Origin of the sequence: Kitasatospora sp. NPDC086009 (assembly GCF_044540385.1) — a bacterium.
Taxonomy (GTDB): Bacteria; Actinomycetota; Actinomycetes; order Streptomycetales; family Streptomycetaceae; genus Kitasatospora.
Window position 1 is genome coordinate 11,637 of sequence record NZ_JBITSA010000001.1, and the last position, 25,481, is coordinate 37,117.

Here is a 25,481-nt window from a genome sequence, read left to right on the forward strand (position 1 = left end):
GCCCCGGCACGAGGGGCCGGTACGGATCGGAAGATCCGTACCGGCCCCTTTTTCGGACGCGTGACCGCCCTGAGGCGTGTCAGGGTGTCGGGCATGTCGAGTGAATCGCTGCCCCGTCAGCTCGCCCGTACCCGTCGGTTCTCCCTCGGGGTGCCCTCCCATCCGGTCGTCTGCGACGGCGGGCGGACGGTGCTGTTCCTGCGCAGCCGGGCCGGGGACGACCCGGTCGGCTGTCTCTGGGCGCTGGACGCCGACAGCGGCGAGGAGTGGCTGCTGGCCGATCCGGCCGGGCTGGGCGGCGAGGGCCGGGACGTCCCCGAGGCGGAGCGGACCCGCCGCGAGCGCTCCCGCGTGCACGCCACCGGAATCACCGCCTTCGCCGCCGACCGGGCCGGCCGGACGGTCGTCTTCGCCCTGGGCGGGGAGCTCTGGGTGGCGGACCCCGTCGGTGGCGGCGTCCGCCGGATACCGACCGCCACCGGCGTCTACGACCCGCGCCCGGACCCGACCGGCCGCCGGATCGCCTACGTGGGCGACGGGGCGCTGCGCGTCATCGGGGTGGACGGCACCGGGGACCGCGCGCTGGCCGAGCCCGAGCACGCCGAGGTCGCGTACGGCGTCCCCGACCACGTCGCCGCCGAGTCCATGCACCGCACCCGGGCGTACTGGTGGTCGCCGGACGGCACCCGGCTGCTGGCCGCCCGGGTGGACAACGGCCCGCTCGCCCGCCTCCACCTCGCCGACCCGGCCGATCCCGCGCGGCCGCCGCGCGTCCTGCGCTACCCGCTGGCCGGCACCGCCAACGCCGACGTCTCGCTCTGGCTGCTGGACCTCGACGGCGGCCGTACCGAGGCCCGCTGGGACCGCGCCGGGTTCGAGTACCTGGCCGCCGCCGGCTGGGACGCCCACGGCCCCTTCGCCGCCGTGCAGAGCCGGGACCAGCGCACCGTCCGCACCCTCGCCGTGGATCCGGCCGACGGCGCCACCCGGACGCTCGCCGAGCAGCGGGACGAGCACTGGGTCGAACTCGTCCCCGGCCTGCCCGTCCGCACCGCCGCCGGGGTCCTGGTCGACGCCGCGGACCTCGGCGACACCCGCCGGCTCACCGTGGGCGGCGAGCCCGTCACCCCGCCCGGTCTCCAACTGCGCTCGGTGCTCGGGACCGACGGCGAACAGGTCCTCTTCACCGCCTCCACCGAGCCGACCGAAACCCACCTGTGGTCGTACGACCCGGCCGAGGGCGCCGTACGGCTCAGCTCCGCGCCCGGCGCGCACACCGGCGTACGGAGCGACGGCACCCTCGTCCACACCGCGCGGACGCCCGGTGCGCCCGGCGGGCACACCACCGTCCACCGGAACGGGCGCCCCGCCGTCGACCTGCGCTCGCACGCGCGGCGCCCCGTCCTCACCGCCCGGCCCGAGCTGCTCCGGCTGGGCCCGCGCGAGCTTCGCGCCACGCTCTTCCGGCCCACCGGCCACCGCCCCGGCGACGGCCCGCTGCCCGTCCTGCTCGACCCCTACGGCGGGCCCGCGCTGCAGAAGGCCACCGCGGCCGGCGGCTGGCCCGACCTGGTCTCGCAGTGGTTCGCCGACCAGGGCTTCGCCGTCCTGGTGGTGGACGGGCGCGGCACTCCCGGCCGGGGCCCGCACTGGGAGAAGGCCGTGTTCGCGGACATCGCCACGCCGGTCCTGGACGACCAGGTCGAGGCCCTGCGGGAGGCCGCACTGGCCCGCCCCGGGCTGCTGGACCTCGACCGGGTCGCCGTCCGGGGCTGGTCCTTCGGCGGCTTCCTGGCCGCCCTGGCCGTGCTGCGCCGCCCGGACGTCTTCCACGCCGCGGTGGCCGGGGCCGCGCCCACCGACCACCGGCTGTACGACACCCACTGGAAGGAGCGCTTCCTCGGCCACCCGGACGAGCACCCGGAGCGCTACGACGCCTGCTCGCTGATCCCCGACGCCGCCGGCCTGCGCCGGCCGCTGCTGCTGGTGCACGGCCTGGCCGACGACAACGTGCTGCCCGCGCACACGCTGCGGCTCTCCGCCGCCCTGCTCGCCGCCGGCCGCCCGCACGAGCTGCTGCCGCTCAGCGGGGCCACCCACTCCCCCAGCGACGAGACGGTGGCGGAGAACCTGCTGCTGCACCAGCTGGACTTCCTGCGCCGCGGCCTCGCCGCGCGGGGCCGGTAACGGCCCGGGGGGCGACGGCGGTCGCCGTCGCCCCCCGGCCCCCGGAGCCGTGAAGGTCAGACCTCGCGGACCCCGGCCCGCCAGACCGCCGCCGTCAGCGGGACGCCCGGCCGGTACGCGAGGTGGACGTGCGAGGGCGCCTCCAGCAGCTGGAGGTCGGCCCGGGCGCCGACCGTCACCACGCCGACGTCGGTGCGCTGCAGCGCCCGGGCGCCGCCCGCGGTGGCGGCCCAGACCGCCTCGTCCGGCGTCATCCCCATCTCCCGGACCGCGACCGCGATGCAGAACGCCATCGAACTGGTGAAGCTGGAGCCCGGGTTGCAGTCGGTGGAGAGCGCGACGACGGCGCCCGCGGCGAGCAGCCGGCGCGCGTCCGGGTAGGCGGCGCGGGTGGAGAACTCCGCGCCCGGCAGCAGCGTCGCCACCGTCTCCGAGCCGGCCAGCGCGGCCACGTCCTCGTCGGTGAGGTGGGTGCAGTGGTCGGCCGAGGCCGCCCCCAGCTCGACGGCGAGCTGGACGCCCGGGCCGTAGGAGAGCTGGTTGGCGTGCACCCGGGGGGTGAGACCGCGCTCGATCCCGGCGGTCAGGATCGCCCGGGCCTGGTCCCCGTCGAAGGCGCCGTTCTCGCAGAAGACGTCCACCCAGCGGGCGTAGGGCGCGCAGGCGTCCAGCATGTCGCCGGTGACCAGGTCCACGTAGCCCGCCGGGTCGTCGGCGTACTCGGGGGCGACCACGTGGGCGCCCAGGTAGGTGGTCTCGGAGGTGTACGAGGAGGCGATCCGCAGCGCCCGGGCCTCGTCGACGACGGTCAGCCCGTAGCCGGACTTGCACTCGATCGCGGTCGTCCCCTGCCGCAGCGCCTCACGCACGAACCGGGCCAGGTTGGCGTCGAGTTCGGCGTCGCTCGCGGCCCGGGTGGCGGCCACCGTCGTCCGGATCCCGCCCGCGGTGTACGACTGGCCGGACATCCGGGCGTTGAACTCCGCGGTGCGGTCCCCGGCGAACACCAGGTGGGCGTGCGAGTCGACGAAGCCGGGCAGCAGCGCCCGCCCGGCCGCGTCGAACCGCTCGTCCGCGGCGGGCGCCTCGGCCGCCGGCCCGACCCAGGCGACCGTGCCGCCGTCCACCACCACGGCCGCGTCGGTGAGCAGGCCGAGCGGCCCGGTCCCGTACGCGGGGTCGTTGGTGACCAGGCTGCCGATCCCGGTGATCAGGGTGCTCGGCATGCCCTGGCTCTGCGGGCTGCTCGGGGTGCTCACATCAGGCCTTTCGGGGCTGGACCCGGGGCGGGCGGGGTCGGCCCCCGCCCGCCCCCGGGAGGTACGGGGACTCAGCAGCTCAGCGCGGCGATCGAGGACCGCAGCGCGCCCGGGACGTCGGGCACCAGCTGGTGGACGCCGTCCCGGACGATCTGCCGTCCGCCGACCACCACGTGCCGCACGTCGGCGGCCGAGGCGGCGAACACCGCGATCTCGGCGCCGAGCCGGCTCGGCGGCCCGGCGGTGCGCACCGAGTCCAGGGCGATCACGGTGAAGTCGGCCAGGGCGCCGGCCTCGATCCGCCCCGCCTCCGGCCAGCCGAGCGAGGCGTGTCCGTCCTCGGTGCCCGCCCGCAGCAGCGAGTTGGCCGTCCAGTGGCCCCGGGTCCTGCTCCGCAGCCGCTCGTCCAGCTCCAGCGCGCGGGCCTCCTCGAACGGGTCGATGACGGCGTGGCTGTCACTGCCCAGGGTGATCGGGCAGCCCGCCGAGGCGAGCCGGCGGGCCGGACCGATGCCGTCGGCGAGGTCCCGCTCGGTGGTGGGGCACATGCAGATGGCGGTCGAGGAGTCGCTGAGGAGCTTGATGTCCTCGTCGGTGAGGTGGGTGGCGTGCACCGCCGAGGTGCGCGGGCCGAGCGCGCCGTGGTCGGCGAGCAGCCTGGTCGGGGTGACGCCGTGCGCGGTGAGGCAGGCGTCGTTCTCGGCGGTCTGCTCGGAGAGGTGGACGTGCAGCGGGGCCCGGCGGCCGTCCGTCCACCGCGCGACGGTGCCGAGCTGCTCCGCCGGTACTGCCCGCACAGAGTGGATCGCGGCGCCGATCCGGGCGTGCTCGCGCGGCTTGAGCGCCTCCACCCGCTCGGCCCAGGCGTCGGCGTCGCCGTCGCTGAACCGGAGCTGCGGCCTGGTCGGCTCGGCGCCGAAGCCGGCCGACAGGTAGCAGGTGTCCAGCAGGGTGATCCGGATCCCGGCCCGGGCGGCGGCCTCGATCAGCGCCTCGCCCATCGCGTTCGGATCGTCGTAGCGGCTCCCGCCGGGCGCGTGGTGCAGGTAGTGGAACTCCCCCACCGCGGTGATCCCGGCCAGCGCCATCTCGGCGTAGACGGCGGTGGCGAGCTCCAGGTAGCTGTCCGGGTCGAGCGCCCCGGCGAACCGGTACATGGTGTCGCGCCAGGTCCAGAAGGTGCCGGAGCCGACCTGCACGTGGCCGCGCAGCGCCCGGTGGAAGGCGTGCGAGTGCGCGTTGGCCTGGCCGGGCAGCAGCAGCCCGGCCAGCCGGACGGCGCCGGGCGGGCAGGGCCCGCTGTCCGGCGTCACCGCGGTGATCCGGCCGCCGGGGCCGGTGGCGATCAGCACGTCCTGCTCGACCACCGGCCCGTTGGCGTGCGGCAGCCAGGCGTGCTCCGCCCAGTAAGTCGTCATTTGCGCGCCTCCGGCACGGCCTACTGACACGCCAGGTCCTCCAGTACGTCGGCGAGGGCGGTCACGCCGGCCAGGCAGTCGGCCGTCTCCGCGTGCTCGGCCGGGGAGTGCGAGACCCCGCTCGGGTTACGTACGAACAGCATGGCGGTCGGGATCGCCGATGCCAGGATTCCGGCGTCGTGTCCCGCGCCGGTGGGCAGGACGGGCACGCCGTCGGGGGCGCCCGCCGCGTTGAGCCGCCGGGCGAGCCGGTCGCGCAGCGGGCCGTCGAACTCCACCACCGGGGTGTAGGACTCGCGGGTCAGTTCGACCCGGACGCCGTCGCGGTCGCCGCGCTCGTACGCCGCCCGCTCGATCTCCTCGACCAGGGCGGTGAGCGTCTGCTCGTCGGCGGCCCGGGAGTCCAGCCAGCCGCGCACCAGGGAGGCGATCGCGTTGGTGCCGTTGGGCTCGACCGCGACCTTGCCGAAGGTGGCCAGCGCCCCTGCCGTCCGCGCCTTCTTCCGCGCCGCGAGCACGGTGTTGGCGTAGGTGAGCATCGGGTCGCGGCGGTCCTCGATCCGGGTGGTGCCGGCGTGGTTCGCCTCCCCGTGGAAGTCGAACCGCCAGCGGCCGTGCGGCCAGATCGCGCCGGCCACGCCGACCGGCTGGTCCTCGGCGAGGTAGCGGCCCTGCTCGACGTGGAGTTCGACGAAGGCGCCGATCCGGGCCAGCCGGTCGCCGTCCGCACCGATCCCGGCCGGGTCGTAGCCGGCCTTCTCCATCGCGTCGGGCAGCCGGACGCCGTCGGCGTCGCGTAGCTCGTACGCCTGGTCGCGGCCGAGCACGCCCGCGCTCAGCCGGGAGCCGATGCAGGCCACGCCGAACCGGGCGCCCTCCTCGTCACCGAAGTTGACGATGGCCAGCGGCCGGTCGAACTCGGCTCCCCGCCCGCGGAGTTCGTCCAGCGCGGCGAAGGAGGAGACCACCCCGAGCGGGCCGTCGAAGGCGCCGCCGTCGGGGACGGAGTCCAGGTGCGAGCCGGTGACGATCGCGCCCTCGCCCGCCGGGTCGCCCAGCCAGGCCCACTGGTTGCCGTTGCGGTCCAGCTCGTAGGTCAGCCCGCGGCCGCGGGCCTGCTCCTCGAACCAGGACCGGCACTCGGCGTCGGCGGAGTTCCAGGCGAAGCGGCGGTAGCCGCCGGAGGAGGCGGAGCGGCCCACCGGGAGCAGCTCCGCCCACATCTCTTCGAAGGTCACAGCTCACCCATCGGGCCGTGCTCGTTCATCGGGACGCGGACGCCGCGCTCGGCGGCGACCTCGTCGGCCCGGTCGTAGCCGGCGTCGACGTGGCGGATCACGCCCATGCCCGGGTCGTTGGTGAGCACCCGGCGGATCTTCTCGCCGGCCAGCGCGGTGCCGTCGGCCACCGTGACCTGGCCCGCGTGGATCGAGCGGCCGATGCCGACGCCGCCGCCGTGGTGGATGGAGACCCAGGACGCGCCGGAGGCGACGTTGACCATGGCGTTGAGCAGCGGCCAGTCGGCGATCGCGTCGGAGCCGTCCAGCATCGCCTCGGTCTCCCGGTACGGGGAGGCGACCGAGCCGCAGTCCAGGTGGTCGCGGCCGATCACGATCGGCGCGGACAGCTCGCCGGAGGCGACCATGTCGTTGAACCGCTCGCCGGCCTTGTCGCGCTCGCCGTAGCCGAGCCAGCAGATCCGCGCCGGCAGGCCCTGGAAGTGCACCTTCTCCTGGGCCATCTTGATCCAGCGGTGCAGCGACTCGTTCTCCGGGAAGAGGTCGAGCACGGCCTTGTCGGTCTTGGCGATGTCCTGCGGGTCGCCGGAGAGCGCCGCCCAGCGGAACGGGCCCTTGCCCTCGCAGAACAGCGGCCGGATGTAGGCCGGGACGAAACCCGGGAAGGCGAACGCGCGGTCGTAGCCGGCCAGCTGGGCCTCACCGCGGATCGAGTTTCCGTAGTCGAACACCTCGGCGCCGGCGTCCATGAAGCCGACCATCGCCTCGACGTGCCGGGCCATCGACTCGCGCGAGCGCTGGGTGAACTCGGCGGGCTTCTCGGCCGCGTAGGTCGCCATGTCGTCGAAGGCGACGCCGACCGGCAGGTAGCTCAGCGGGTCGTGGGCGCTGGTCTGGTCGGTGACGATGTCGATCGGCGCGTCCATCGAGAGCAGCTGCGGGAACACCTCGGCGGCGTTGCCCAGCAGGCCGATGGAGAGCGGCTCGCGGCGGTCGCGGGCGGCGGTGGCCAGCTCCAGCGCGTGCGCGAGGTTCTTGGCCTCGACGTCCAGGTAGCGGTGCTCGATCCGGCGGGAGATCCGGGACGGGTCGCAGTCGACGCAGATCGCCACGCCGCCGTTCATCGTCACGGCCAGCGGCTGGGCGCCGCCCATGCCGCCGAGGCCGGCGGTGAGGGTGATCGTCCCCGCCAGGGTGCCGTCGAACCGCTTGTTGGCGACGGCGGCGAAGGTCTCGTAGGTGCCCTGGAGGATGCCCTGGGTGCCGATGTAGATCCACGATCCGGCGGTCATCTGGCCGTACATGGTGAGGCCGAGGCTCTCCAGCCGCCGGAACTCCTCCCAGTTCGCCCAGTCGCCGACCAGGTTGGAGTTGGCGATGAGCACGCGCGGCGCCCACTCGTGCGTCTGCATGACGCCGACCGGCCGCCCGGACTGGACCAGCATGGTCTCGTCCTGCTTCAGCGTCTCCAGCGTGCGCACCATGGCGTCGAACGAGCGCCAGTCCCGCGCCGCCTTGCCGGTGCCGCCGTAGACGACGAGCTTCGACGGGTGCTCGGCCACCTCGGGGTCGAGGTTGTTCATCAGCATCCGCAGGGCAGCCTCCTGCTGCCACCCCTGCGCCGTCAGCCCCGTACCGCGCGCCGCCCGCACCTCGCGCGGCCCGCTCGCCTGCTGCTGCACCATGTCCCGGCTCCCTACGGATGAATTCATTCAAGCTCGACTTGGCTGAATATATCCAATCATTCAGTCTCCGGCCAGACCTGAGCGCATCCGATCAGCCGGCCTCGCGACAACCCCGCCGCGCTACCCCGAGTCGGGCGAACACCAGCCACTCGGCCCAGGCGCCGCCGGGTGGAGGGCACGGCGACGCCCCCCGCCGTACGCCCCGGACGGCCGCGCGCCGGCCGCGCGACGGCCGCCAGGGAGTCCGGGCGAGGCACGGGCCGGCGCGCGTGGGATCGTCGCGGGAGCCGCCCGGCCCTGCCCGGCGGGCGCGCGAGGCGGACGGCCGACCCGACCCGGCGTCAGGCCGCCGCGTCGCCGTCCCAGTCGATGCCGATCTCGGCGAGCCAGCGGCGGTCGTCGGCGTCGGGGTCCGCGGGCGCGGCCGGGCGCGGCGGGCGGGGGATCTCCTGGACGGGGCCGAGGCCGTACTTGTCGGCGGCCGCCGCGGCGCGGCCGTCGGGCTCGATGACGCCGACGTGGACGGCGCTCTCGTCACCGGCGTCGAGGACGACGAGTTCGGGTTCGGGCAGCCGCCGCAGAGTGACGCGGCGTCCGCAGGCCGGGCAGGACCATTCGTCGGCGCCCGAGGCGAGTCGGCCGACGAACTTCATCTCGTGGATCACGCGCATCACAGGCTCCCCCTGCCGGTCGGCCCTGCTCCGGGGCCTGTTGACAGGATTCCCGCCCCAAGTACGGTCCTACTCCAAAAACAGCCCACGAGCCGTCGCGGACTGCTCGATCGACTCCAACCGGGCCTCGGCGCCGGGGAGTTCGTCGCACATCGTCTGGAGCAGCACCCGGCCGAGCATCATCGGCGCGCACGCGGTGTCGAAGACCAGGCCGGTGCCGACGGCGGCCGGCAGCATCAGGTCGGAGAGCTTGGCGACCGGCGCGAAGGCACTGTCGGCGACGGTCAGCACCGTCAGACCGCAGTCCCGGGCCACCGTCAGGGCGTCCATCAGCTCGCGCGGGTAGCGCGGCAGGGCGAAGCAGAGCAGCGCGGAGGCGCCGGCGGCGGCGGCCTGTTCCAGGCGGTCGGCGAGCATGCTGCCGCCCTCGTCGAGCAGCCGGATGTCCGGGTGCACCTTGGCCGCGAAGTAGGCGAAGCCGCGGGCCTGCGCGGAGGCGGCCCGCAGGCCGAGGACGGGCAGCGGGCGGGAGGCGGCGAGCAGCCGGGCCGCGCGGATGATCGGCTCGGGGTCGGCGAGCAGCTCGGCGAGCAGCCGCAGGTGCTCGATCTCGGCGAGGACGGCCTGCTGGTGCTCGTTGCGCACCACGTCGTCCGGGGTCTCCGGGGCGCTCGGCTCCCCCGCGCCCAGCTCGCGCAGCTGCTTGCGCAGCGCCGGGTAGCCGTCGTAGCCGAGGGCCACCGCGAAGCGGGTGACCGAGGGCTGGCTGACGCCGGCCAGTTCGGCGACCTCGACGCTGGAGAGGAACGGCGCCTCGGTGGCGTGCCGGACGAGCGAGTGGGCGATCCGGCGCTGGGTGGGGGTGAGCCGGTGGCCCTCGAAGAGCTGGAGGAGTCGGGCGGAGGGGCCTACCGTGCCGGTGTCGTCGGTGGCGGTCATCAGCGGTACCTCCGGGTGCGAGCTGTTCGGACGACGACTGTGCAGCAGCGGACTGCCGCTGGCAAAGACGTCTCGTACGCCGGGACGCCCGATGAGACCCCCCGGCGGTGCGGATCACCCCTCCGGGTGACCCTGATTTCCCCCTGATCCGCCCCGATCCCGGCGCGAACCGATGGACTGGAGCCCCGGCGCTGCACCAGGCTGAGCGCCATGGACACACGCCAGGACGAACTGCGACGCGACCTCGACGCGGCTCTGCAGACCCGCAAGGAGCTGGGCGAGGAGTACGAGTCGGAGATCGTCGACTCGTTCCTCGCCCGGCTGGACGCCCGGTTGGACGCCCGCCTCGACGCCCGGGTGGAGCGCCGGGTGGCGGAGCGGCTCGACGGCTACGGCCCGGCGGAGCACCTGCGCCGGCGCCCCTTCGGCCGTTCCGGCTCGAAGCTGCCGCTGATCTCGCTGGTCCTCGGCATCCCGCTGACCGGCATCGCGACCAGCGGCTCGAACGGCTTCATGGGCCTGCTGGTCTGCTGGGCCGGCATCGTCGGCGTCAACTACGCCGCCATCGCCGCCGACCGGCGCGAGGAGAAGCGCGCCCGGCCGCCGCGGGGCGAGTGGGACTGACTCCCGCCCGCCCCGGGCGGCGGCGGCCTCGTCAGGCCAGCGGCCCGGTGACCTTCTCGACGGCCCGCACCAGTTCGCCGGAGGCGACCAGCGCGGCGGCGGCCTCCAGGTCCGGCGAGAGGAAGCGGTCGCGGCCGGCGCCGCCGACCCCGGCCTCCCGGGCGACGGCCAGCGCGGCGAGGGTCGCCGGCGAGGGCGTGCCGCTGGCGTCGGCCTGCCGGCGGATCTCCAGCGCGCGGGAGGCGGCGGTCAGCTCGACGGCCAGGATCCGGCCGAGGTTCTCGACGGACTGGCGCAGCTTGCGGGCGGCCGACCAGCCCATCGAGACGTGGTCCTCCTGCATCGCGGAGGACGGGATCGAGTCGACCGAGGCCGGCACGGCGAGCCGCTTGTTCTCGCTGACCAGGGCCGCCTGGGTGTACTGGGCGATCATCAGACCGGAGTCCACGCCCGGGTCGTCGGCGAGGAAGGCCGGCAGGCCGTGCGAGCGGGCCTTGTCCAGCAGCCGGTCGGTACGGCGCTCGGAGATCGAGCCGAGGTCGGCGGCCGCGATGGCGAGGAAGTCCAGCACGTAGGCGACCGGGGCGCCGTGGAAGTTGCCGTTGGACTCGACCCGGCCGTCCGGCAGCACCACCGGGTTGTCGACCGAGGCGGCCAGCTCGCGGGAGGCGACCAGGGCGGCGTGGGCCACCGTGTCGCGGCCGGCGCCGGCGACCTGGGGGGCGCAGCGGATCGAGTAGGCGTCCTGGACGCGCGGGGCGTCGTCCTGGTGGTGGCCGGTGAGGCCGGAGCCCTTGAGGACGGCCAGCATGTTGGCGGCGCTCAGCGCCTGGCCGGGGTGGGGGCGGATCGGGGCGTGCAGCTCGGGGGCGAGCACCTTGTCGGTGCCGAGCAGCGCCTCCAGGGTCATCGCGGCGGTGATGTCGGCGGTGGTGAACAGGCGCTGGAGGTCGGCGATGGCCATCACCAGCATGCCGAGCATGCCGTCGGTGCCGTTGATGAGGGCCAGGCCCTCCTTCTCCAGCAGCTCGACCGGCTCGATGCCGGCCGCGGCGAGCAGCTCGCCGGAGGGCTTGTCGACGCCGTCCGGGCCGGTCGCCACGCCCTCGCCCATCAGGACCAGCGCACAGTGCGAGAGCGGGGCGAGGTCGCCGGAGCAGCCGAGCGAGCCGAACTCGCGGACCACCGGCGTGATGCCGGCGTTCAGGATGGCCGCCATGGTCTGGGCGACCACCGGGCGCACGCCGGTCCGGCCGGAGGCCAGCGTCTTCATCCGCAGGAACATCAGCGCGCGGACCACCTCGCGCTCCACCGCCGGGCCCATCCCGGCGGCGTGCGAACGCACCAGCGAGCGCTGCAGCTGGGCGCGGAGCTCGGGGCTGATGTGCCGGACGGCGAGCGCGCCGAAGCCGGTGGAGACGCCGTAGACGGGGCGCGGCTCGGCCGCGAGGGCCTCGATCCGGGCCCGCGCGGTCGCCATCTCGGCGAGCGCGTCCGGACCGATCTCTACCCGGGCGTTGCCCCGGGCGACGGCCAGCACGTCCTCGGCGCTGACGTCGGCCTTGCCGACCTGGACGAGGGGCGCATCGGGGGCCACAGCACTGTGCATATCCATATGCATCATCACACCAGCTGAATGAAGATATGACAACCAGTGGATCCCACCTGGCGGACTCCCGCCCGCCGGACGGAGCCGGCCGCGGCCGCCCTCCGCGTCCCGCCGGAGGGCGCGCCGGCTCCGACGGCCCCGGCCGGGACCTCCACGCCACCTTCGCCGACGGCGGGCGCCGGCCGCCTCACGGCATCGCCGATCAGGTGACGGGCGCCCGCCCACGAGTCGCCCCCACCGGCGCCCGGCCACCGGCCCCACCCCGATTTCCGAAGCGCCACCCCGATACCGCACGCTGGGGTCGACGGACGGCACGGAGGCGGAGGACCGATGACGCGGGCGACGGCACGGCGGCGAGTGGTGCGGCTGCACGGGGACGGCCGCAGCACGCGACCGGACGCCCTCGCGGCGGAGGAGCCGCTGGAGATCCGGGTCGGCGGCGAGCCGCTGACGGTGACCATGCGCACACCCGGCCAGGACTTCGACCTGGTGGCCGGCTTCCTGGTCGGCGAGGGGCTGGTGCACACGGCCGAGGACCTCGCGGCCCTGCGCTACTGCGCCGGGACGGACGAGGACGGCGCGAACACCTACAACGTGGTGGACGCGGCCCTGCGCGGCGCCCGCGCCCTCCCGCTCTCCGCCCACCGCAACCTGCTCACCACCAGCGCCTGCGGCCTCTGCGGCCGCGACACGGTGGACGCCGTCCGCACCCACGTCCGCCACCCCGTCGGGGACGACCCGCTGACCGTCCCCCCGGCCCTGCTGTACGGGCTGGCGGACCGGCTCCGGGCCACCCAGCGGACCTTCGACTCGACCGGCGGCCTGCACGCGGCCGGGCTGTTCGACGGGACGAGCGGCGCACTGCTCTGCGCCCGCGAGGACGTGGGCCGGCACAACGCGGTGGACAAGGTGGTCGGCTGGGCGCTGCGCGCGGGCCGGCTGCCGCTGACCGGGCACGTGCTGCTGGTCAGCGGTCGCGCCTCGTTCGAGCTGACCCAGAAGGCCGCGCTGGCGGGCGTCCCCCTGCTGGCCGCCGTCTCCGCGCCGTCCTCCCTCGCGGTGGACCTCGCCGAGGAGCTGGGCCTGACCCTGGTCGGCTTCCTGCGCGGCGAACGCGCCAACGTCTACACCCGCCCGGACCGGATCAGCGACTGACCGGCCGGCCACCGCCCGCCCCACCGGCGAGCCGACCCGCCGCGGAGCGTGCGGGCTCGGTCCGAACCTCCAGCAAGACGAGACGTATCGTTTCGTCAGCGCCCTAGAATGGGCCCATGACCCGCAGCAGCTCTCCCGATCCCGCCCGCCGCAGCGAGCGCTCCCGCCAGGCCGTCCTCACCGCCGCCGCCGAACTGGTGGCCGAGGTGGGCTTCGGCAAGCTGACCATCGAGGCGATCGCCGCCCGGGCCGGCGTCGGCAAGCAGACCATCTACCGCTGGTGGCCCTCCAAGGGCGCGGTGGTCTTCGACGCCTTCCAGGCCGCCAACGAGAACGCCTCCGGCAGTCTGGCGCTGCCCGACACCGGCGACCTCGCCGCCGACCTGCGCGCCGTCCTGCGGCCGACGGCCGACCAGCTCGCCGACCCGGGCTTCGACAACACCGGCCGCGGCCTGGTCTCCGAGCACCTGCGCGACCCGGCCCTGCTGCGGGAGTACCGCGAGCGCCTGCTGGACCCTCTGCTGGAGGTCACCCGGGAGCGCCTGCGCACCGCCCGCGAGGCCGGGCAGATCGCCGCCGACGCCGACCTCGACCTCGCCGTCGAACTGCTCTACGGCCCGATGTACTACCGCTGGCTGCACGGCCTCGGCCCGCTCGACCACGCCTACGCGGACCGTCTGGTGGCGGGCGTCCTGCGCGCCCTGCGGCCGTGACCGGTCCGGCGGCCGGCCCGTGGACCCACCGGGTCCACGGGCCCGCGCGGTCTACTGCCGGTTGCGGCGGCGGAGCATCACGACCACCGCGATGATCACGGCGATCACGATCAGCACCACCACGATGCCGATCACCACACCGATGATCTTGCCGAAGAAGCCCTTCTTCTTTTTCTTCGACTTCGACTTGGACTTGTCCTTGGACCCGGCCAGCCGGGTGCCGTCCTGCTGCCCGGCCACGGCCGGGGCCGCCTGGGCCGCCTGGACGGCGCCCCCCGCGGCGGCAGCACCGGCGGCAGAACCGGCGGCGGTGCTGACCGCGGCGGCGCGCGGCGCGGCCTCGGCCGCCGGGGCGGCTGCCAGCGTGGCACCGCCCAGCGCCAGCACCGCGGAGAGGACAAGGCTCGTCAGACGAGCGCGCATGGGTTTCGACCCCCGTTCCGGCCCGGCCCCCGTGGCCCGCCGACGGCGGATACCATCCCACGTCCGGGGCTCGCCGCCCAGCCCCGCGGCAGCCTCCGCACCGGACCGCGACCGGCTCGGAACAGGCCGGTCACCGAACCGGCACAAGCCCCCCGCCCGGTCCGTCCACGAACCGGGCCCGCCTCAGCCCGGCGGCGGGGAGGCCGGGCCGGAGAGCGCCACGGCGACCAGGGCCCGCATCGCGCTGGCGACCTGTCCGAGCGGCAGCGTCGCGTCGTCGGCGAACAGTTCCACCAGCCAGCCGCCGGCCGGGTTCTGGCCGCCCGCCGCGACCATCCCCCGGTAGCCGCTGACCACCAGCATGGCCTCCTCGGACGGGTCGTTCCCGGCCGCGCCCGCGCGCAGCGCGAAGGACCCGCCGCGCACCGCCTGCCGGGTCATCGGGTAGTGCCGCAGGTCGAAGACGGCGTCCGGGGCCTCGATCTGGGCCCGCTGGGTCTCCGCCCGCGAGCTGCTCGGTCCGCTGGTCATCCGGTACACGGCGTGCTGGGCGGTGCGCATCAGGTGCGAGCCGGGCGGCACGTAGGAGACCCACCAGCCGACCGCGTCGAGCAGCCGGGAGGCCGTCTCCGCGACCACCGCCAGCTTGCCGATGGTGTCGGCGGGGTGGACCGAGCGGGTGACCCCGCGCTGGTCCAGGGCGGCGAGCACGGCGGTGAGCAGCTGTCCCGGGTCGGCGCTGTGCGCGGCGCCGCGGAACCGCCGCCGGTCGCCGGCGCCCGGCCGGCCCGGGACGCGCCCCCGGCCGTCGGCCCGGTGGTGCGGATCGGCGGCGTCGGCCAGCAGCACGGTCGGGTCCGGCGACAGGCCGGGGCCGTGGCTGCGGCCGGCCACCACGGGATGTGCGGCGCGGGCGGCCTTGGCCCGGTACTGCGCGGCGTCGGCTAGCCGGAACAGCCGGTCGGGCGTGGTGACCGGGCCGATCGAGTCCCCGGTGGAGGCGACCCCGCAGGCGACGCCCTCGCCCTCGGCCAGCGCCAGGGCCCGCGCGCACAGCTCCTCGGCGACGGCGACCACCTCGTCCGCCTTCTGGCCCTCCACCAGCAGGCAGAACTCGTCGCCGCCGAGACGGGCGGCGAGGCTGCCGGGCAGCCTGGCGGCGGCCAGCGACAGCTGGTGGGCGAAGCGCTCCAGCAGCCGGTCGCCCATCTCGTGCCCGAGCTGGTCGTTGACCCGCTTCAGGCCGTTGACGTCGCAGACCACCAGCGAGACCACCGTGCCGTCGCGGTTGTGCGCCTCCAGCGCGCTCTCCAGCCGGGCGTCCACCGCCCGCCGGTTGGCCAGCCCGGTCAGCGGGTCGGAGAAGGCGAGCTTGCGCAGGTCGGCGAGGCGCTCGGTCTGCGCGAGCCCGGCCGAGATCTGGGCGGCGAGCAGGGTGGCGTACTCGGCGTCACCCTCGGTGAACTCCGCCGTCCCGGTGGACCTGGCCAGGTAGAGCTCCCCCCAGGCCTGTCCGTGCAGCACGATCGGGGCGACCACGCAGCAGCCCCGGCCGCGCCGGCGCAGCGCGGCGGCCCGCTCCTGGCAGTAGGCCCCGGCGGTGGGGTGCGCGTGCCCGGCGTGCAGTTCGGTGTTCTCGGCGCTCTGCAGCCAGGCGCGGGGCAGCCGTCCGGTGGTCCAGCGCTCCTCCAGGTAGGTGACGATCTCGGGGAAGTCCGCCACCGGGTAGGACTCGTCCTCCGGCAGCTCCTCCTCGCCCGGCGCCAGCTCCCCGTAGTTGACCAGGACCCGCAGCCGGCCGGACTCCCGGTCCCAGACCGAGACGGCCGCCATGGTGGCGCCGAGGGCCTCGGTGGCACGGACGGCGGCCGCGCGGACCGCCTCCAGCGGGGTGAGCGCCCCCGCCATGTCCTGGGCGAGCTCCACCACGGACGTCAGCCGCGGGTCGGGGACGGCCGGCAGCTCCGGGCGGTCGCACACGCAACCGCGGTCCGTCGTGATCGCCTCACTGCCCACCGGCTCGCCCCGTTCCCTGTGCTCGGTCCCGTCCGGCGCGGTGGCTCACCCACCGCGAACCGGACCCGTCCGCCTGCACCAAGACTAGGGCGGTTTCGCTCGGTTATGCCCCGTTTGCCCGCACGGATCCGCCCGGCCGGACCGGTTTCAGCCGTACGGCTTTCGGACGACGGCCACCGGCCCCGCTGGGTGACCGTGCCGCCGGCCCGGACTCCGCCGCGCCCTGCCCGGACGTCGGCCTACCCCGTGAGCGGCGGGGTACTCCCCGCGGCCTCCGGGAGCCCGGCGGTCCGGGGCGGCGGCCGCTACTCGCCGCGCGGCCGCCGCGACAGCAGCCACGGCTCGACCAGCCCCAGCCCGCGCACCGGCCGGCGCCACATCGGCTGGAGGCTGAACCGGCGCCCCGCGTCCGGCGCCGGCACCGGGAGCCCGGAGGCGGGCAGTCCGGAGGCGGCCGACAGCGCCTCGGCCAGCCCCGGCCCGTCCGCGTCGGCCGGGGCGACACTGCCGTTCTGCTCCAGCGCGGCCGCGAACTCGCCGTCGATCAGCACCGCGTCCTTCGGGGCGATCGAGGTGAGCCGGCTGGCCAGGTTGACCGTGGTGCCGAAGACGTCGCCCATCCGCGAGGTGACGGTGCCGAAGGCCATGCCGACCCGCAGCGCGGGGATGGTGTCGTCCTCGGCCAGCGCCTCGATCAGGCTGAACGCGATCTCGGCGGCCGTCCCCGGGTCCTCGGAGACGTACAGGATCTCGTCGCCGAGGGTCTTGATCACCCGGCCGCCCTGGCCGGCGATCAGGTCGGAGCAGGTGTTCTCGAAGGTCTCGACCAGCTCGCCGAGCTCCTCCTCCTCCAGCCGGCGCGAGAGCCGGGTGAAGCCGACCAGGTCGGCGAAGCCGACGGCCAGCCGGCCACTGGTGATCTCGGTGTCCTCGGCGGCCTGCACCACCCGGCCGGTGACGGCGGCCAGCTGGCGGCGCCAGACGTACACCAGGAACTGCTCCAGCTCCGGCAGCAGCAGCTCGACCAGCGGGTAGGCCACGTCGGCGCGGGTCAGCCCGGGCTCGACGGACTGGGTGAGGTTCTCCAGGAAGGTGTCCATCTGCCAGCCGGCCAGCCGGGCGGTGGTCTGCCCGGTCGAGCGGGCGACCTGGATCGCCATCGGCTCGCTGAGCAGGCCCGACTCCACCAGGCCGGCGAGCCGGCGCAGCGCGATCACGTCGCCGTCGGTGAGCGCCCGGGACTGCCCGATGTCCGGGAAGCCCATCGCCCGCCAGAAGCGGGTGGCCAGCTCCATCGGGACGTCGGCGGCCCGCGCGGCCTGGTACGGGGTGTAGCGGCGTGGCGCGTCCAGGATCAGGCGTTCCAGGTCGAGCGCGACCGTCTGGTCGTCGGAGCCCGCCGTACCGCCGTTGCCGCCGTCCTCTGCCACCGGTCCGTCCCCGTGCGGTCGCCGCACTTGCCTCGTGTCCTGCCTGTCCGAACGCGCCCGCCACCCGCCGGGCAGTGGCGCGCCTCACACTGCTGCCAGGTGGAATGTTCGCACGGAATCCCGCGATCCGGGGCATCCGCCCGGGTCAAGGAGAGGTGAAGAGTGCCGCTCAGCGCGGCTCGGGGCGCACATGTACGACGTCTCCCGCGCCCACCGGACGCCGTGCACCGTCGGGGGTGCGGACCACCAGCCGGCCGTCGCCGTCGATCGCCACCGCCTCGCCGACGAGCTCACGGTCGCCCGGCAGGTGGACCTTGACCGGACGGCCGAGCGTGGTGCACCGGTCCGCGTAGGCGGCCAGCAGACCGCTGGCGTGCGGGTCGCCGGCCGCGGCCGTCCACTCGGTGTAGAGGACGGCGAACTCGCGCAGCAGCGCGCGGAGCAGGGTGGACCGGTCGGTCACCGCGGCGCCGGCCAGCAGCAGCGAGGCGGCGGTCGGGACGGGCAGCTCGCCCTCGCGCAGCGACACGTTGAGGCCGAGGCCGGCCACCACCGCCCCGCCGCTGAGCTCGGTGAGGATGCCGCCGAGCTTGCGCTCCGCGCCGTCGACGGTGACCTGGAGGTCGTTGGGCCACTTCAGGCCGACCTCGACCTCGGCGACCCGGCTCAGCGTGGCGGCCGCGGCGACGCCGACCAGGATCGGCAACCAGCCGTACCGTTCGACGGGTACCTCGTCCGGGCGAAGCAGGACGGAGAGGAAGAGCCCCGACCGGGGCGGCGCCGTCCACTGCCGCTCCAGCCGCCCGCGCCCGGCGCTCTGCGCCTCGGCGACCAGCACGGCGCCCTGCGGCGCGCCGGCCCCGGCCCGGGCGGCGAGGTCGCTGTTGGTGGAACCGGTCTCGGTGACGACGTCCAGCGCGGTCCAGAACCCGCCCGGCCGGACGAGGTCGCGGCGCAGCGCCTCGGCGTCCAGCGGCGGCCGGTCCAGATCGGTCCAGGGCGACGGCCCGGCGTGGCCGAAGCCGCGCAGTCCACTGCGGCGGGGGGTGTCGGAGTCGGTCATGACCACGAGACTAGGGGTTTCGCCCCGCCCGCCGCGCGGTGGCCGTAGGCCGCCATATCGTCCCGCAGAACGGGCGTTGACACACTGTGTCGCTGGCCATAACCGGAAAGCCCCGGTGCTGGCTACGCTACTCGACGGTAGTTCGTTGCGCCGCCCTGCCCTCATGCGCGTGTCCCCGCCCAGACGCGCGTACCACCGAACAGGCCGCGGCCCATGGATCAGGGAGAGCCCACCCGATGACCGAGGCCCCGTACGACCCCCACACCACCGCCGGCAAGCTCGCCGACCTGCGGCGCAGGATCGACGAGGCGGTGCACTCCGGCTCCGCCAAGGCCGTGGAGAAGCAGCACGCCAAGGGGAAGCTGACCGCGCGTGAGCGCGTCGTCGAGCTGATGGACGAGGGCTCCTTCGTGGAGTTCGACGAGTTCGCCCGGCACCGCTCGACCAACTTCGGCCAGGAGAAGAACCGCCCGTACGGCGACGGCGTGGTGACCGGCTACGGCACCGTCGACGGCCGTCAGGTCGCCGTCTTCGCGCAGGACTTCACCGTCTTCGGCGGCTCGCTCGGCGAGGTGTTCGGCGAGAAGATCGTCAAGGTGATGGACTTCGCGCTGAAGACCGGCTGCCCGGTCATCGGCATCAACGACTCCGGCGGCGCCCGGATCCAGGAGGGCGTGGTCTCGCTCGGCCTGTACGGCGAGATCTTCCGCCGCAACGTGCACGCCTCCGGAGTCGTCCCGCAGATCTCGCTGATCATGGGCCCCTGCGCGGGCGGCGCGGTGTACTCGCCCGCGATCACCGACTTCGTGGTGATGGCCGATCAGACCTCGCACATGTTCATCACCGGCCCGGACGTGATCAAGACCGTCACCGGTGAGGACGTCGGCATGGAGGAGCTGGGCGGCGCGCGCACCCACAACACCAAGTCCGGCAACGCGCACTACCTGGCCGCGGACGAGAAGGAGGCGATCGAGTACGTCAAGAGCCTGCTCTCGTACCTGCCCTCCAACAACCTCTCCGACCCGCCGGCCTTCCCCGAGGAGGCGGACCTCTCCGTCACCGACGAGGACCTCGAACTCGACACCCTCGTGCCGGACTCGGCGAACCAGCCGTACGACATGCACACGGTGATCGAGCACGTCCTGGACGACGGCGAGTTCCTGGAGACCCAGGCGCTGTACGCGGGCAACATCATCACCGGCTTCGGCCGGGTCGAGGGCCACCCGGTCGGCATCGTCGGCAACCAGCCGATGGACCTGGCCGGCTGCCTGGACATCAACGCCAGCGAGAAGGCCGCCCGGTTCATCCGGACCTGCGACAGCTTCAACATCCCGGTGATCACCTTCGTGGACGTGCCCGGCTTCCTGCCCGGCACCGAGCAGGAGTGGGACGGCATCATCCGCCGCGGCGCCAAGCTGATCTACGCCTACGCCGAGGCCACCGTGCCGATGATCACCGTGATCACCCGCAAGGCCTTCGGCGGCGCGTACGACGTCATGGGCTCCAAGCACCTGGGCGCCGACCTCAACCTGGCCTGGCCGACCGCGCAGATCGCGGTGATGGGCGCGCAGGGCGCGGCCAACATCGTCTACCGGCGCGAGCTGGCCGAGGCCGCCGCCGCGGGCGCCGACGTCGACGCCCGCCGGGCCGAGCTGGTCTCCGAGTACGAGGACACCCTGCTCAACCCGTACCTGGCCGCCGAGCGCGGCTACGTGGACGCCGTCATCGCGCCGAGCGACACCCGCCGGCACATCGTCCGCGGGCTGCGCGCGCTGCGCGGCAAGCGTGAGGTGCTGCCGCCGAAGAAGCACGGAAACATCCCCCTGTAAGCGCTGCCGCGAGAGGATTGAGCCATGGCCCCGATCCACGTGCTGCACGGGCAGCCGACCCCCGAGGAGCTGGCCACCGTCCTGGCGGTGGTCCAGTCCCGGGCCGCCGCCGCGCAGGCGGCCGCCGAGGCGGCCCGCCGGGCCGGCGCCGGCCCGGACTCCGCCTGGAACGACCGCGCCCGCCGGCTGCGCGCCACCCCCCGCCCGGGCGTCAACGCCTGGCGCACCTCGGGCTGGGCCGGCTAGCACCGCCGGGAAGGGGGTGGGAGGCCGGCCCGTCCGGCGTCCCACCCCCTTCGCGCGCCCGGATTGCCCCGAAAGCTGAGTACGCGTACTCAGGCGTCACCGCGGCGGCGCGACGCACCCTGGACAGGTGCTCTGGTCCGACCCCCGCGACGAGCCCTCCCCGGAGGCCCGCCGACTGCAGGAGAGGCTCCGCCGCGCCGGCCATGTGCTCGCGGCCTGCCTCCTGCTGATCGCCGTCCTGCTGATGGTCTGACCGGTGTGGTCTGTCCGGCGCCCGAACCGGCCCCCGGCGGGCGGGCGGAGCGACGGCGGCCACCCCCTACCCTGGTGGGCATGACCGACCGCCGCGCCCTCGTCCTCGCCTCCGCCTCCCCCGCCCGCCTCGGGCTGCTGCGCCAGGCGGGCCTCGACCCGCGCGTGGTGGTCAGCGGCGTCGACGAGGACGCGATCACCGCCGCGAGCCCCGCCGAGCTCGCCCTCGTCCTCGCCGAGGCCAAGGCCAAGGCGGTCGCCGCCGAGCTGACCGGCGGCGAGCTGGTGATCGGCTGCGACTCGGTGCTGGAGCTGGACGGGCAGGCGCTCGGCAAGCCCGCCGACGCCGCCGAGGCCCTCGCCCGCTGGCAGGCGATGCGCGGCCGGTCCGGGGTGCTGCGCACCGGGCACTGCGTGATCGACACCGCCACCGGCGAGCAGTCCTCGGCCACCGCCTCCACCACCGTCCGCTTCGGCACCCCGGACGACGACGAGGTCGCCGCCTACATCGCCTCCGGCGAGCCGCTGCACGTGGCCGGCGCGTTCACCCTGGACGGCCGCTCGGCGCCGTTCGTCGAGGGCATCGACGGCGACCCGGGCAACGTCATCGGCCTCTCCCTGCCGCTGCTCCGCCGGCTGCTCGCCGACCTCGGCGTCCGGATCACCGACCTCTGGGCCTGATCCGCCGTCGGCTCCCCCGCCACGAGGACCGACCGGTCCCCTCACCGTCCGTCCCCGTGGCCCTCGCGGGAGCCCGCTAGGCTGACCGCCGCCGTTCGAACGGGGAGGGGACAGGCCGATGACCGACAGTCTGCTCAACGTGCTGCTGGGGCTGGTGGCGAGCGCGATCAGTGCCGCGCTCGCCTGGCTCGCGCAGAACCTGCGCCGCCGCCGGCGGCTGGAGCGGGTCCGCGCCTTCTTCGGCCTGCCGGCCGGCAGCGAGTGCCTGATCGTGGTGAACCGCAGCGTCGGGGTCGGGGCGCACGCCCGGACGGTCACCCGGCGCGACGCCTACGCGCTGATGGAGCTGGCCGCCCTGGTGAAGGAGTGCGACGCGCGGACCGACCTGGTCGCGCACGACGCCGTCCACCGCGGCCTGGGCACCAAGACCGAGTTCTGCTTCGGCGGCCCCAGCAGCAACGAGCGGATGGCCGCCCACCTGGCCTGGGGGCTGCCCGGAGTGACGGTCACCAACGGCTCGGAGGGCCCGAACAACGTCATCGTGGTGGGCGACCGGACCTTCACCGTCGACTGGGACACCGAGGTGTACGCCCTGCTGGCGCGCCTCGCCACCCCCGAGGGCGGGCGCCCGGTCTTCCTGATATCCGGCCAGACCGGCATCGCCAACCACGCCGGCGTCCGCTACCTCGTCGCCAACCACCGCCGGCTCGCCCGCCGGTACGGTGAGGACGGTTCGTTCGCCCTGGTCCTGAAGGTCGTCAACCCGAAGGCCTACGGCCCCGATGTGGTGGAACTGGCCGCCGACATCACCGCGCCGGCCCGCGAGCGGGCCGCCTCCGCGGCCCCCGCGGGGTGAGTGTGGCCAAGGCCACCGCGTCGCCGCGCCGCCCCGTCACCGTCCGCACGGGACGGCTCGCGGCGACGGCACCGGCACCCACCTGGGAAGACCCCGACCGGGTCGCGGATCGGGTCCCCGAACGCATCACCCTCCGTGTGGGATAGTTCACAACCTGGGGCTACTCGCCGGTACCACCCAGAAATCCATAAACTCGACCAGGTTCAAGAAGGGAGCCACAGTGCGCAAGGTGCTCATCGCCAACCGCGGAGAAATCGCCGTCCGCGTCGCCCGGGCCTGCTCGGACGCCGGTATCGCCAGCGTCGCCGTCTACGCCGAGCCGGACCGGGATGCGCTGCACGTCCGCGCGGCCGACGAGGCTTACGCGCTGGGCGGCGACACCCCCGGTACCAGCTACCTCGACATCGCGAAGGTCCTGAAGGCCGCCGCCGACTCGGGGGCGGACGCCGTCCACCCCGGCTACGGCTTCCTGTCGGAGAACGCCGAGTTCGCCCAGGCCGTCCTCGACGCGGGCCTGACCTGGATCGGCCCGCCCCCGCAGGCCATCCGCGACCTCGGTGACAAGGTCACCGCCCGGCACGTGGCGCAGCGCGCCGGTGCCCCGCTGGTCGCCGGCACGCCGGACCCGGTCTCGGGCGCCGACGAGGTCGTCGTCTTCGCCCAGGAGCACGGCCTCCCGGTCGCCATCAAGGCGGCGTTCGGCGGTGGCGGCCGCGGCCTCAAGGTCGCCCGCACGCTGGAGGAGATCCCGGAGCTCTACGAGTCCGCGGTTCGCGAGGCGGTCGCCGCCTTCGGTCGCGGCGAGTGTTTCGTCGAGCAGTACCTGGACAACCCCCGGCACGTCGAGACCCAGTGCCTGGCCGACCGGCACGGCAACGTGGTGGTCGTCTCCACCCGTGACTGCTCGCTGCAGCGCCGGCACCAGAAGCTCGTCGAGGAGGCGCCCGCGCCGTTCCTCACCCCCGAGCAGAACGCCGAGCTGTACCGGGCGTCCAAGGCCATCCTCAAGGAGGCCGGCTACGTCGGCGCCGGGACCTGCGAGTTCCTGGTCTCCCAGGACGGGCTGATCTCCTTCCTGGAGGTCAACACCCGCCTCCAGGTCGAGCACCCGGTCTCCGAGGAGGTCACCGGGATCGACCTGGTCCGCGAGATGTTCCGGATCGCCGACGGCGAGGAGCTCGGGTACGACGACCCGGAGGTGCGGGGTCACTCGATCGAGTTCCGCATCAACGGCGAGGACCCGGGCCGCGGCTTCCTGCCCGCGCCCGGCACGGTGACGCTGTTCGCGCCGCCGTCCGGCCCCGGCGTCCGGCTGGACGCGGGCGTCGAGACCGGCTCGGTCATCGGCCCCGCCTGGGACTCGCTGCTCGCCAAGCTGATCGTCACCGGCACCACCCGCAAGCAGGCGCTGCAGCGCGCCGCCCGGGCGCTGGCCGAGTTCAAGGTCGAGGGCATGGCCACGGCCATCCCGTTCCACCGCGCGGTCGTGACGGACCCGGCGTTCGCGCCCGAGGTGCACGGCGGCGACGGACCGTTCACGGTCTTCACCCGGTGGATCGAGACCGAGTTCCAGAACACCATCCCCGCGTTCGCCGGTGCGCCCGGCGAGGGCGAGGAGGCCGAGGGCCGCGAGACCGTGGTGGTCGAGGTGGGCGGCAAGCGGATCGAGGTCTCGCTGCCGTCCTCGCTGGGCGTCGCGTCCGCCCCGGCGGCCGCCACCGGCGGTGCGGCCAAGGCCAAGCGCCGGGTCGGCGCCAAGAAGGCCGGCTCGGCGGTCAGCGGTGACACCCTGGCCTCCCCGATGCAGGGCACCATCGTCAAGGTCGCCGTCGAGGAGGGCCAGGTCGTCGCCGAGGGCGAGCTGATCGTCGTCCTGGAGGCGATGAAGATGGAGCAGCCGCTGAACGCCCACAAGGCGGGCACCGTGGTCGGTCTCAAGGCCGAGGTCGGCGGCAGCGTCAGCAGCGGCGCCGCGCTCTGCGAGATCAAGGACTGACGGCTCAGGCCGCCGGACCGGTCCGTACGCCCCTCGGGGTGTGCGGACCGGTTCCGTTTCCGGCCCCGCGACGGCGGTACCGGTCGGCGCCGCCACCGGCACGGCGCCCGCCCGGTGGCGGCGTCAGCGCCCGCGCGGGGCGGCCCCCAGCTCGGCGAGCCGGGCCGGCAGCGGACCGCCCGGCCCACCGGGGCCGCCGTGCGCGCCGGGGCGGCGCTGACCGGGCAGCGGGGCACCGCCGGGCGGCGGGGCCGCGCGCCGGGCCAGCGGGCCGGGCTGGGTCTGGTGGACGGGCCCGCTGCCGGTGCCGTGCACGGGGGCGTCTCCGGTCGGCGCGGCGCTCAGCGGCGCCAGGTCGATCTGCACCCCGCAGTCGGCGAGCGCGTCCAGCTCGCGGGCGGTGGTGTCGTCGGCGGCGGCGTGCTCGTCGGTGACCAGCCGGGTGATGGTCTCGGTCGGGACGGTCTGGAACATGGTGTCCGCGCCGAGCTTGGTGTGGTCGGCGAGGACGATGACCTCGGCAGCCGACTGCACCAGAGCCCGGTCCACGCTCGCGGAGAGCATGTTCGTGGTCGACAGCCCGCGCTCGGCGGTCAGTCCACTGCCGGAGATGAACGCCTTGGAGACCCGCAGCCCGTGCAGCGACTGCTCGGCGCCACTGCCCACCAGGGCGTAGTTGGAACCCCGCAGGGTGCCGCCGGTCATCACCACCTCCACCCGGTTGGCGTGCGCCAGCGCCTGCGCGACCAGCAGGGAGTTGGTGACCACCGTCAGCCCGGGCACCCGGGCCAGTCGGCGGGCCAGCTCCTGCGTGGTGGTACCGGCGCCGACCACCACCGCGTCACCCTCCTCCACCAGGCCCGCGGCGAGATCGGCGATGGCGCTCTTCTCGGCCGCGGAGAGGTGGGTCTTCTGCGGATAGCCGGGTTCGCGGCTGAAGCCGCCGGGGAGCACCGCGCCGCCGTGCCGGCGGTCGAGGAGCCCTTCTGCCTCCAGTGCCCGTACGTCACGACGTACGGTCACTTCGGAGGTCTGGACGACGCGGGCCAGTTCGCGGAGCGACACAGCTCCGTTGGCGCGCACCATTTCGAGGATCAACTGGCGACGTTCTGCTGCAAACACAGAACCGACGGTAACCTGCGTGACCGTCTGCTTTCAGGCGTTTGCAGCTAGTAGCGGGAATTGCTCACG

21 protein-coding genes and 1 pseudogene are annotated in these 25,481 nt (G+C 74.7%); 10 read left to right on the top strand and 12 right to left on the bottom strand.

What is annotated here, in order from left to right:
* Positions 1-93 precede the first annotated feature (93 nt).
* Positions 94-2,187 (top strand): prolyl oligopeptidase family serine peptidase, encoded by a 2,094-nt coding sequence (locus tag ACIF6L_RS00065; RefSeq protein WP_396485505.1) that lies wholly within the window; start codon positions 94-96, stop codon positions 2,185-2,187.
* A 56-nt stretch (positions 2,188-2,243) separates the two neighbouring features.
* On the opposite strand, the gene hutI is transcribed toward ACIF6L_RS00065, so the two are convergent.
* From hutI to ACIF6L_RS00095, 6 genes are all read right to left on the bottom strand, one after another.
* Positions 2,244-3,413, bottom strand: a complete 1,170-nt coding sequence (hutI, locus tag ACIF6L_RS00070) for an imidazolonepropionase (RefSeq protein ID WP_396486170.1) — start codon at positions 3,411-3,413, stop codon at positions 2,244-2,246.
* A gap of 104 nt (positions 3,414-3,517) precedes the next feature.
* The gene (locus tag ACIF6L_RS00075; RefSeq protein ID WP_396485507.1) at positions 3,518-4,864 is read right to left on the bottom strand and encodes a formimidoylglutamate deiminase; all 1,347 of its coding nucleotides are present in this window, start codon (positions 4,862-4,864) and stop codon (positions 3,518-3,520) included.
* Positions 4,865-4,884: 20 nt separating this feature from the next.
* Entirely contained in the window at positions 4,885-6,087 is a 1,203-nt protein-coding gene (locus ACIF6L_RS00080) for an allantoate amidohydrolase (protein WP_359803686.1), read from the bottom strand.
* An 11-nt stretch (positions 6,088-6,098) separates the two neighbouring features.
* A complete protein-coding gene (hutU, locus tag ACIF6L_RS00085) occupies positions 6,099-7,787 on the bottom strand; it encodes a urocanate hydratase (protein WP_352295424.1) in 1,689 nt (562 codons plus the stop codon).
* 341 nt (positions 7,788-8,128) lie between these two features.
* A complete protein-coding gene (locus ACIF6L_RS00090) occupies positions 8,129-8,458 on the bottom strand; it encodes a hypothetical protein (RefSeq protein WP_396485509.1) in 330 nt (109 codons plus the stop codon).
* 69 nt (positions 8,459-8,527) lie between these two features.
* Positions 8,528-9,397 carry a MurR/RpiR family transcriptional regulator gene (locus ACIF6L_RS00095; RefSeq protein WP_359803636.1) on the bottom strand — a complete coding sequence of 290 codons (870 nt, stop codon included), beginning with the start codon at positions 9,395-9,397 and terminating at the stop codon, positions 8,528-8,530.
* Positions 9,398-9,607: 210 nt separating this feature from the next.
* On the opposite strand from ACIF6L_RS00095, the gene ACIF6L_RS00100 reads away from it, so the two are divergent.
* On the top strand, positions 9,608-10,021 hold the full coding sequence (locus ACIF6L_RS00100) for a hypothetical protein (protein WP_359803634.1): 414 nt from the start codon (positions 9,608-9,610) through the stop codon (positions 10,019-10,021).
* A 31-nt stretch (positions 10,022-10,052) separates the two neighbouring features.
* Here the strand turns inward: ACIF6L_RS00100 and hutH are convergent, their stop codons facing one another.
* Positions 10,053-11,636: a histidine ammonia-lyase gene (hutH, locus tag ACIF6L_RS00105; RefSeq protein ID WP_359803632.1), complete on the bottom strand. Its 1,584-nt coding sequence runs from the start codon at positions 11,634-11,636 to the stop codon at positions 10,053-10,055.
* A 324-nt stretch (positions 11,637-11,960) separates the two neighbouring features.
* Between hutH and fdhD the strand changes: the two genes are divergently transcribed.
* Both fdhD and ACIF6L_RS00115 read left to right on the top strand, forming a co-directional pair.
* Positions 11,961-12,785 (top strand): formate dehydrogenase accessory sulfurtransferase FdhD, encoded by an 825-nt coding sequence (gene fdhD / locus ACIF6L_RS00110; RefSeq protein WP_396485512.1) that lies wholly within the window; start codon positions 11,961-11,963, stop codon positions 12,783-12,785.
* A 116-nt stretch (positions 12,786-12,901) separates the two neighbouring features.
* Positions 12,902-13,498, top strand: a complete 597-nt coding sequence (locus tag ACIF6L_RS00115) for a TetR/AcrR family transcriptional regulator (RefSeq protein ID WP_396485514.1) — start codon at positions 12,902-12,904, stop codon at positions 13,496-13,498.
* Between the two features lie 51 nt (positions 13,499-13,549).
* Here ACIF6L_RS00115 and ACIF6L_RS00120 read toward each other — a convergent pair whose 3' ends face one another.
* The 4 genes and pseudogenes from ACIF6L_RS00120 to ACIF6L_RS00135 all read right to left on the bottom strand — a co-directional run bounded on the left by ACIF6L_RS00120 (position 13,550) and on the right by ACIF6L_RS00135 (position 18,430).
* Positions 13,550-13,921, bottom strand: coding sequence for a hypothetical protein (locus tag ACIF6L_RS00120; RefSeq protein ID WP_396485516.1), 372 nt, complete (start codon positions 13,919-13,921; stop codon positions 13,550-13,552).
* Between the two features lie 765 nt (positions 13,922-14,686).
* A pseudogene (locus tag ACIF6L_RS00125) lies at positions 14,687-15,829 on the bottom strand (diguanylate cyclase domain-containing protein); the annotation flags it as partial.
* Between the two features lie 413 nt (positions 15,830-16,242).
* The gene (locus ACIF6L_RS00130) at positions 16,243-17,367 is read right to left on the bottom strand and encodes an adenylate/guanylate cyclase domain-containing protein (protein ID WP_329487966.1); all 1,125 of its coding nucleotides are present in this window, start codon (positions 17,365-17,367) and stop codon (positions 16,243-16,245) included.
* A gap of 169 nt (positions 17,368-17,536) precedes the next feature.
* Positions 17,537-18,430, bottom strand: a complete 894-nt coding sequence (locus ACIF6L_RS00135; protein ID WP_329487967.1) for a biotin--[acetyl-CoA-carboxylase] ligase — start codon at positions 18,428-18,430, stop codon at positions 17,537-17,539.
* A 236-nt stretch (positions 18,431-18,666) separates the two neighbouring features.
* Between ACIF6L_RS00135 and ACIF6L_RS00140 the strand changes: the two genes are divergently transcribed.
* The 6 genes from ACIF6L_RS00140 to ACIF6L_RS00165 all read left to right on the top strand — a co-directional run bounded on the left by ACIF6L_RS00140 (position 18,667) and on the right by ACIF6L_RS00165 (position 24,290).
* Complete coding sequence (locus ACIF6L_RS00140) at positions 18,667-20,259, top strand: acyl-CoA carboxylase subunit beta (RefSeq protein WP_329487968.1); 1,593 nt, start codon at positions 18,667-18,669, stop codon at positions 20,257-20,259.
* A 24-nt stretch (positions 20,260-20,283) separates the two neighbouring features.
* Positions 20,284-20,505: an acyl-CoA carboxylase subunit epsilon gene (locus ACIF6L_RS00145; protein WP_093861821.1), complete on the top strand. Its 222-nt coding sequence runs from the start codon at positions 20,284-20,286 to the stop codon at positions 20,503-20,505.
* Positions 20,506-20,632: 127 nt separating this feature from the next.
* Positions 20,633-20,758 carry a morphogenic membrane protein MmpB gene (mmpB, locus tag ACIF6L_RS00150; RefSeq protein ID WP_329487969.1) on the top strand — a complete coding sequence of 42 codons (126 nt, stop codon included), beginning with the start codon at positions 20,633-20,635 and terminating at the stop codon, positions 20,756-20,758.
* Positions 20,759-20,838: 80 nt separating this feature from the next.
* Entirely contained in the window at positions 20,839-21,438 is a 600-nt protein-coding gene (locus ACIF6L_RS00155) for a nucleoside triphosphate pyrophosphatase (protein ID WP_329487970.1), read from the top strand.
* A gap of 118 nt (positions 21,439-21,556) precedes the next feature.
* Positions 21,557-22,294, top strand: a complete 738-nt coding sequence (locus tag ACIF6L_RS00160) for a hypothetical protein (RefSeq protein ID WP_329487971.1) — start codon at positions 21,557-21,559, stop codon at positions 22,292-22,294.
* A 220-nt stretch (positions 22,295-22,514) separates the two neighbouring features.
* Positions 22,515-24,290 carry a biotin carboxylase N-terminal domain-containing protein gene (locus ACIF6L_RS00165; RefSeq protein ID WP_329487972.1) on the top strand — a complete coding sequence of 592 codons (1,776 nt, stop codon included), beginning with the start codon at positions 22,515-22,517 and terminating at the stop codon, positions 24,288-24,290.
* A 123-nt stretch (positions 24,291-24,413) separates the two neighbouring features.
* Here the strand turns inward: ACIF6L_RS00165 and ACIF6L_RS00170 are convergent, their stop codons facing one another.
* Positions 24,414-25,376 carry a DeoR/GlpR family DNA-binding transcription regulator gene (locus tag ACIF6L_RS00170; protein ID WP_396486171.1) on the bottom strand — a complete coding sequence of 321 codons (963 nt, stop codon included), beginning with the start codon at positions 25,374-25,376 and terminating at the stop codon, positions 24,414-24,416.
* Positions 25,377-25,481 lie beyond the last annotated feature (105 nt).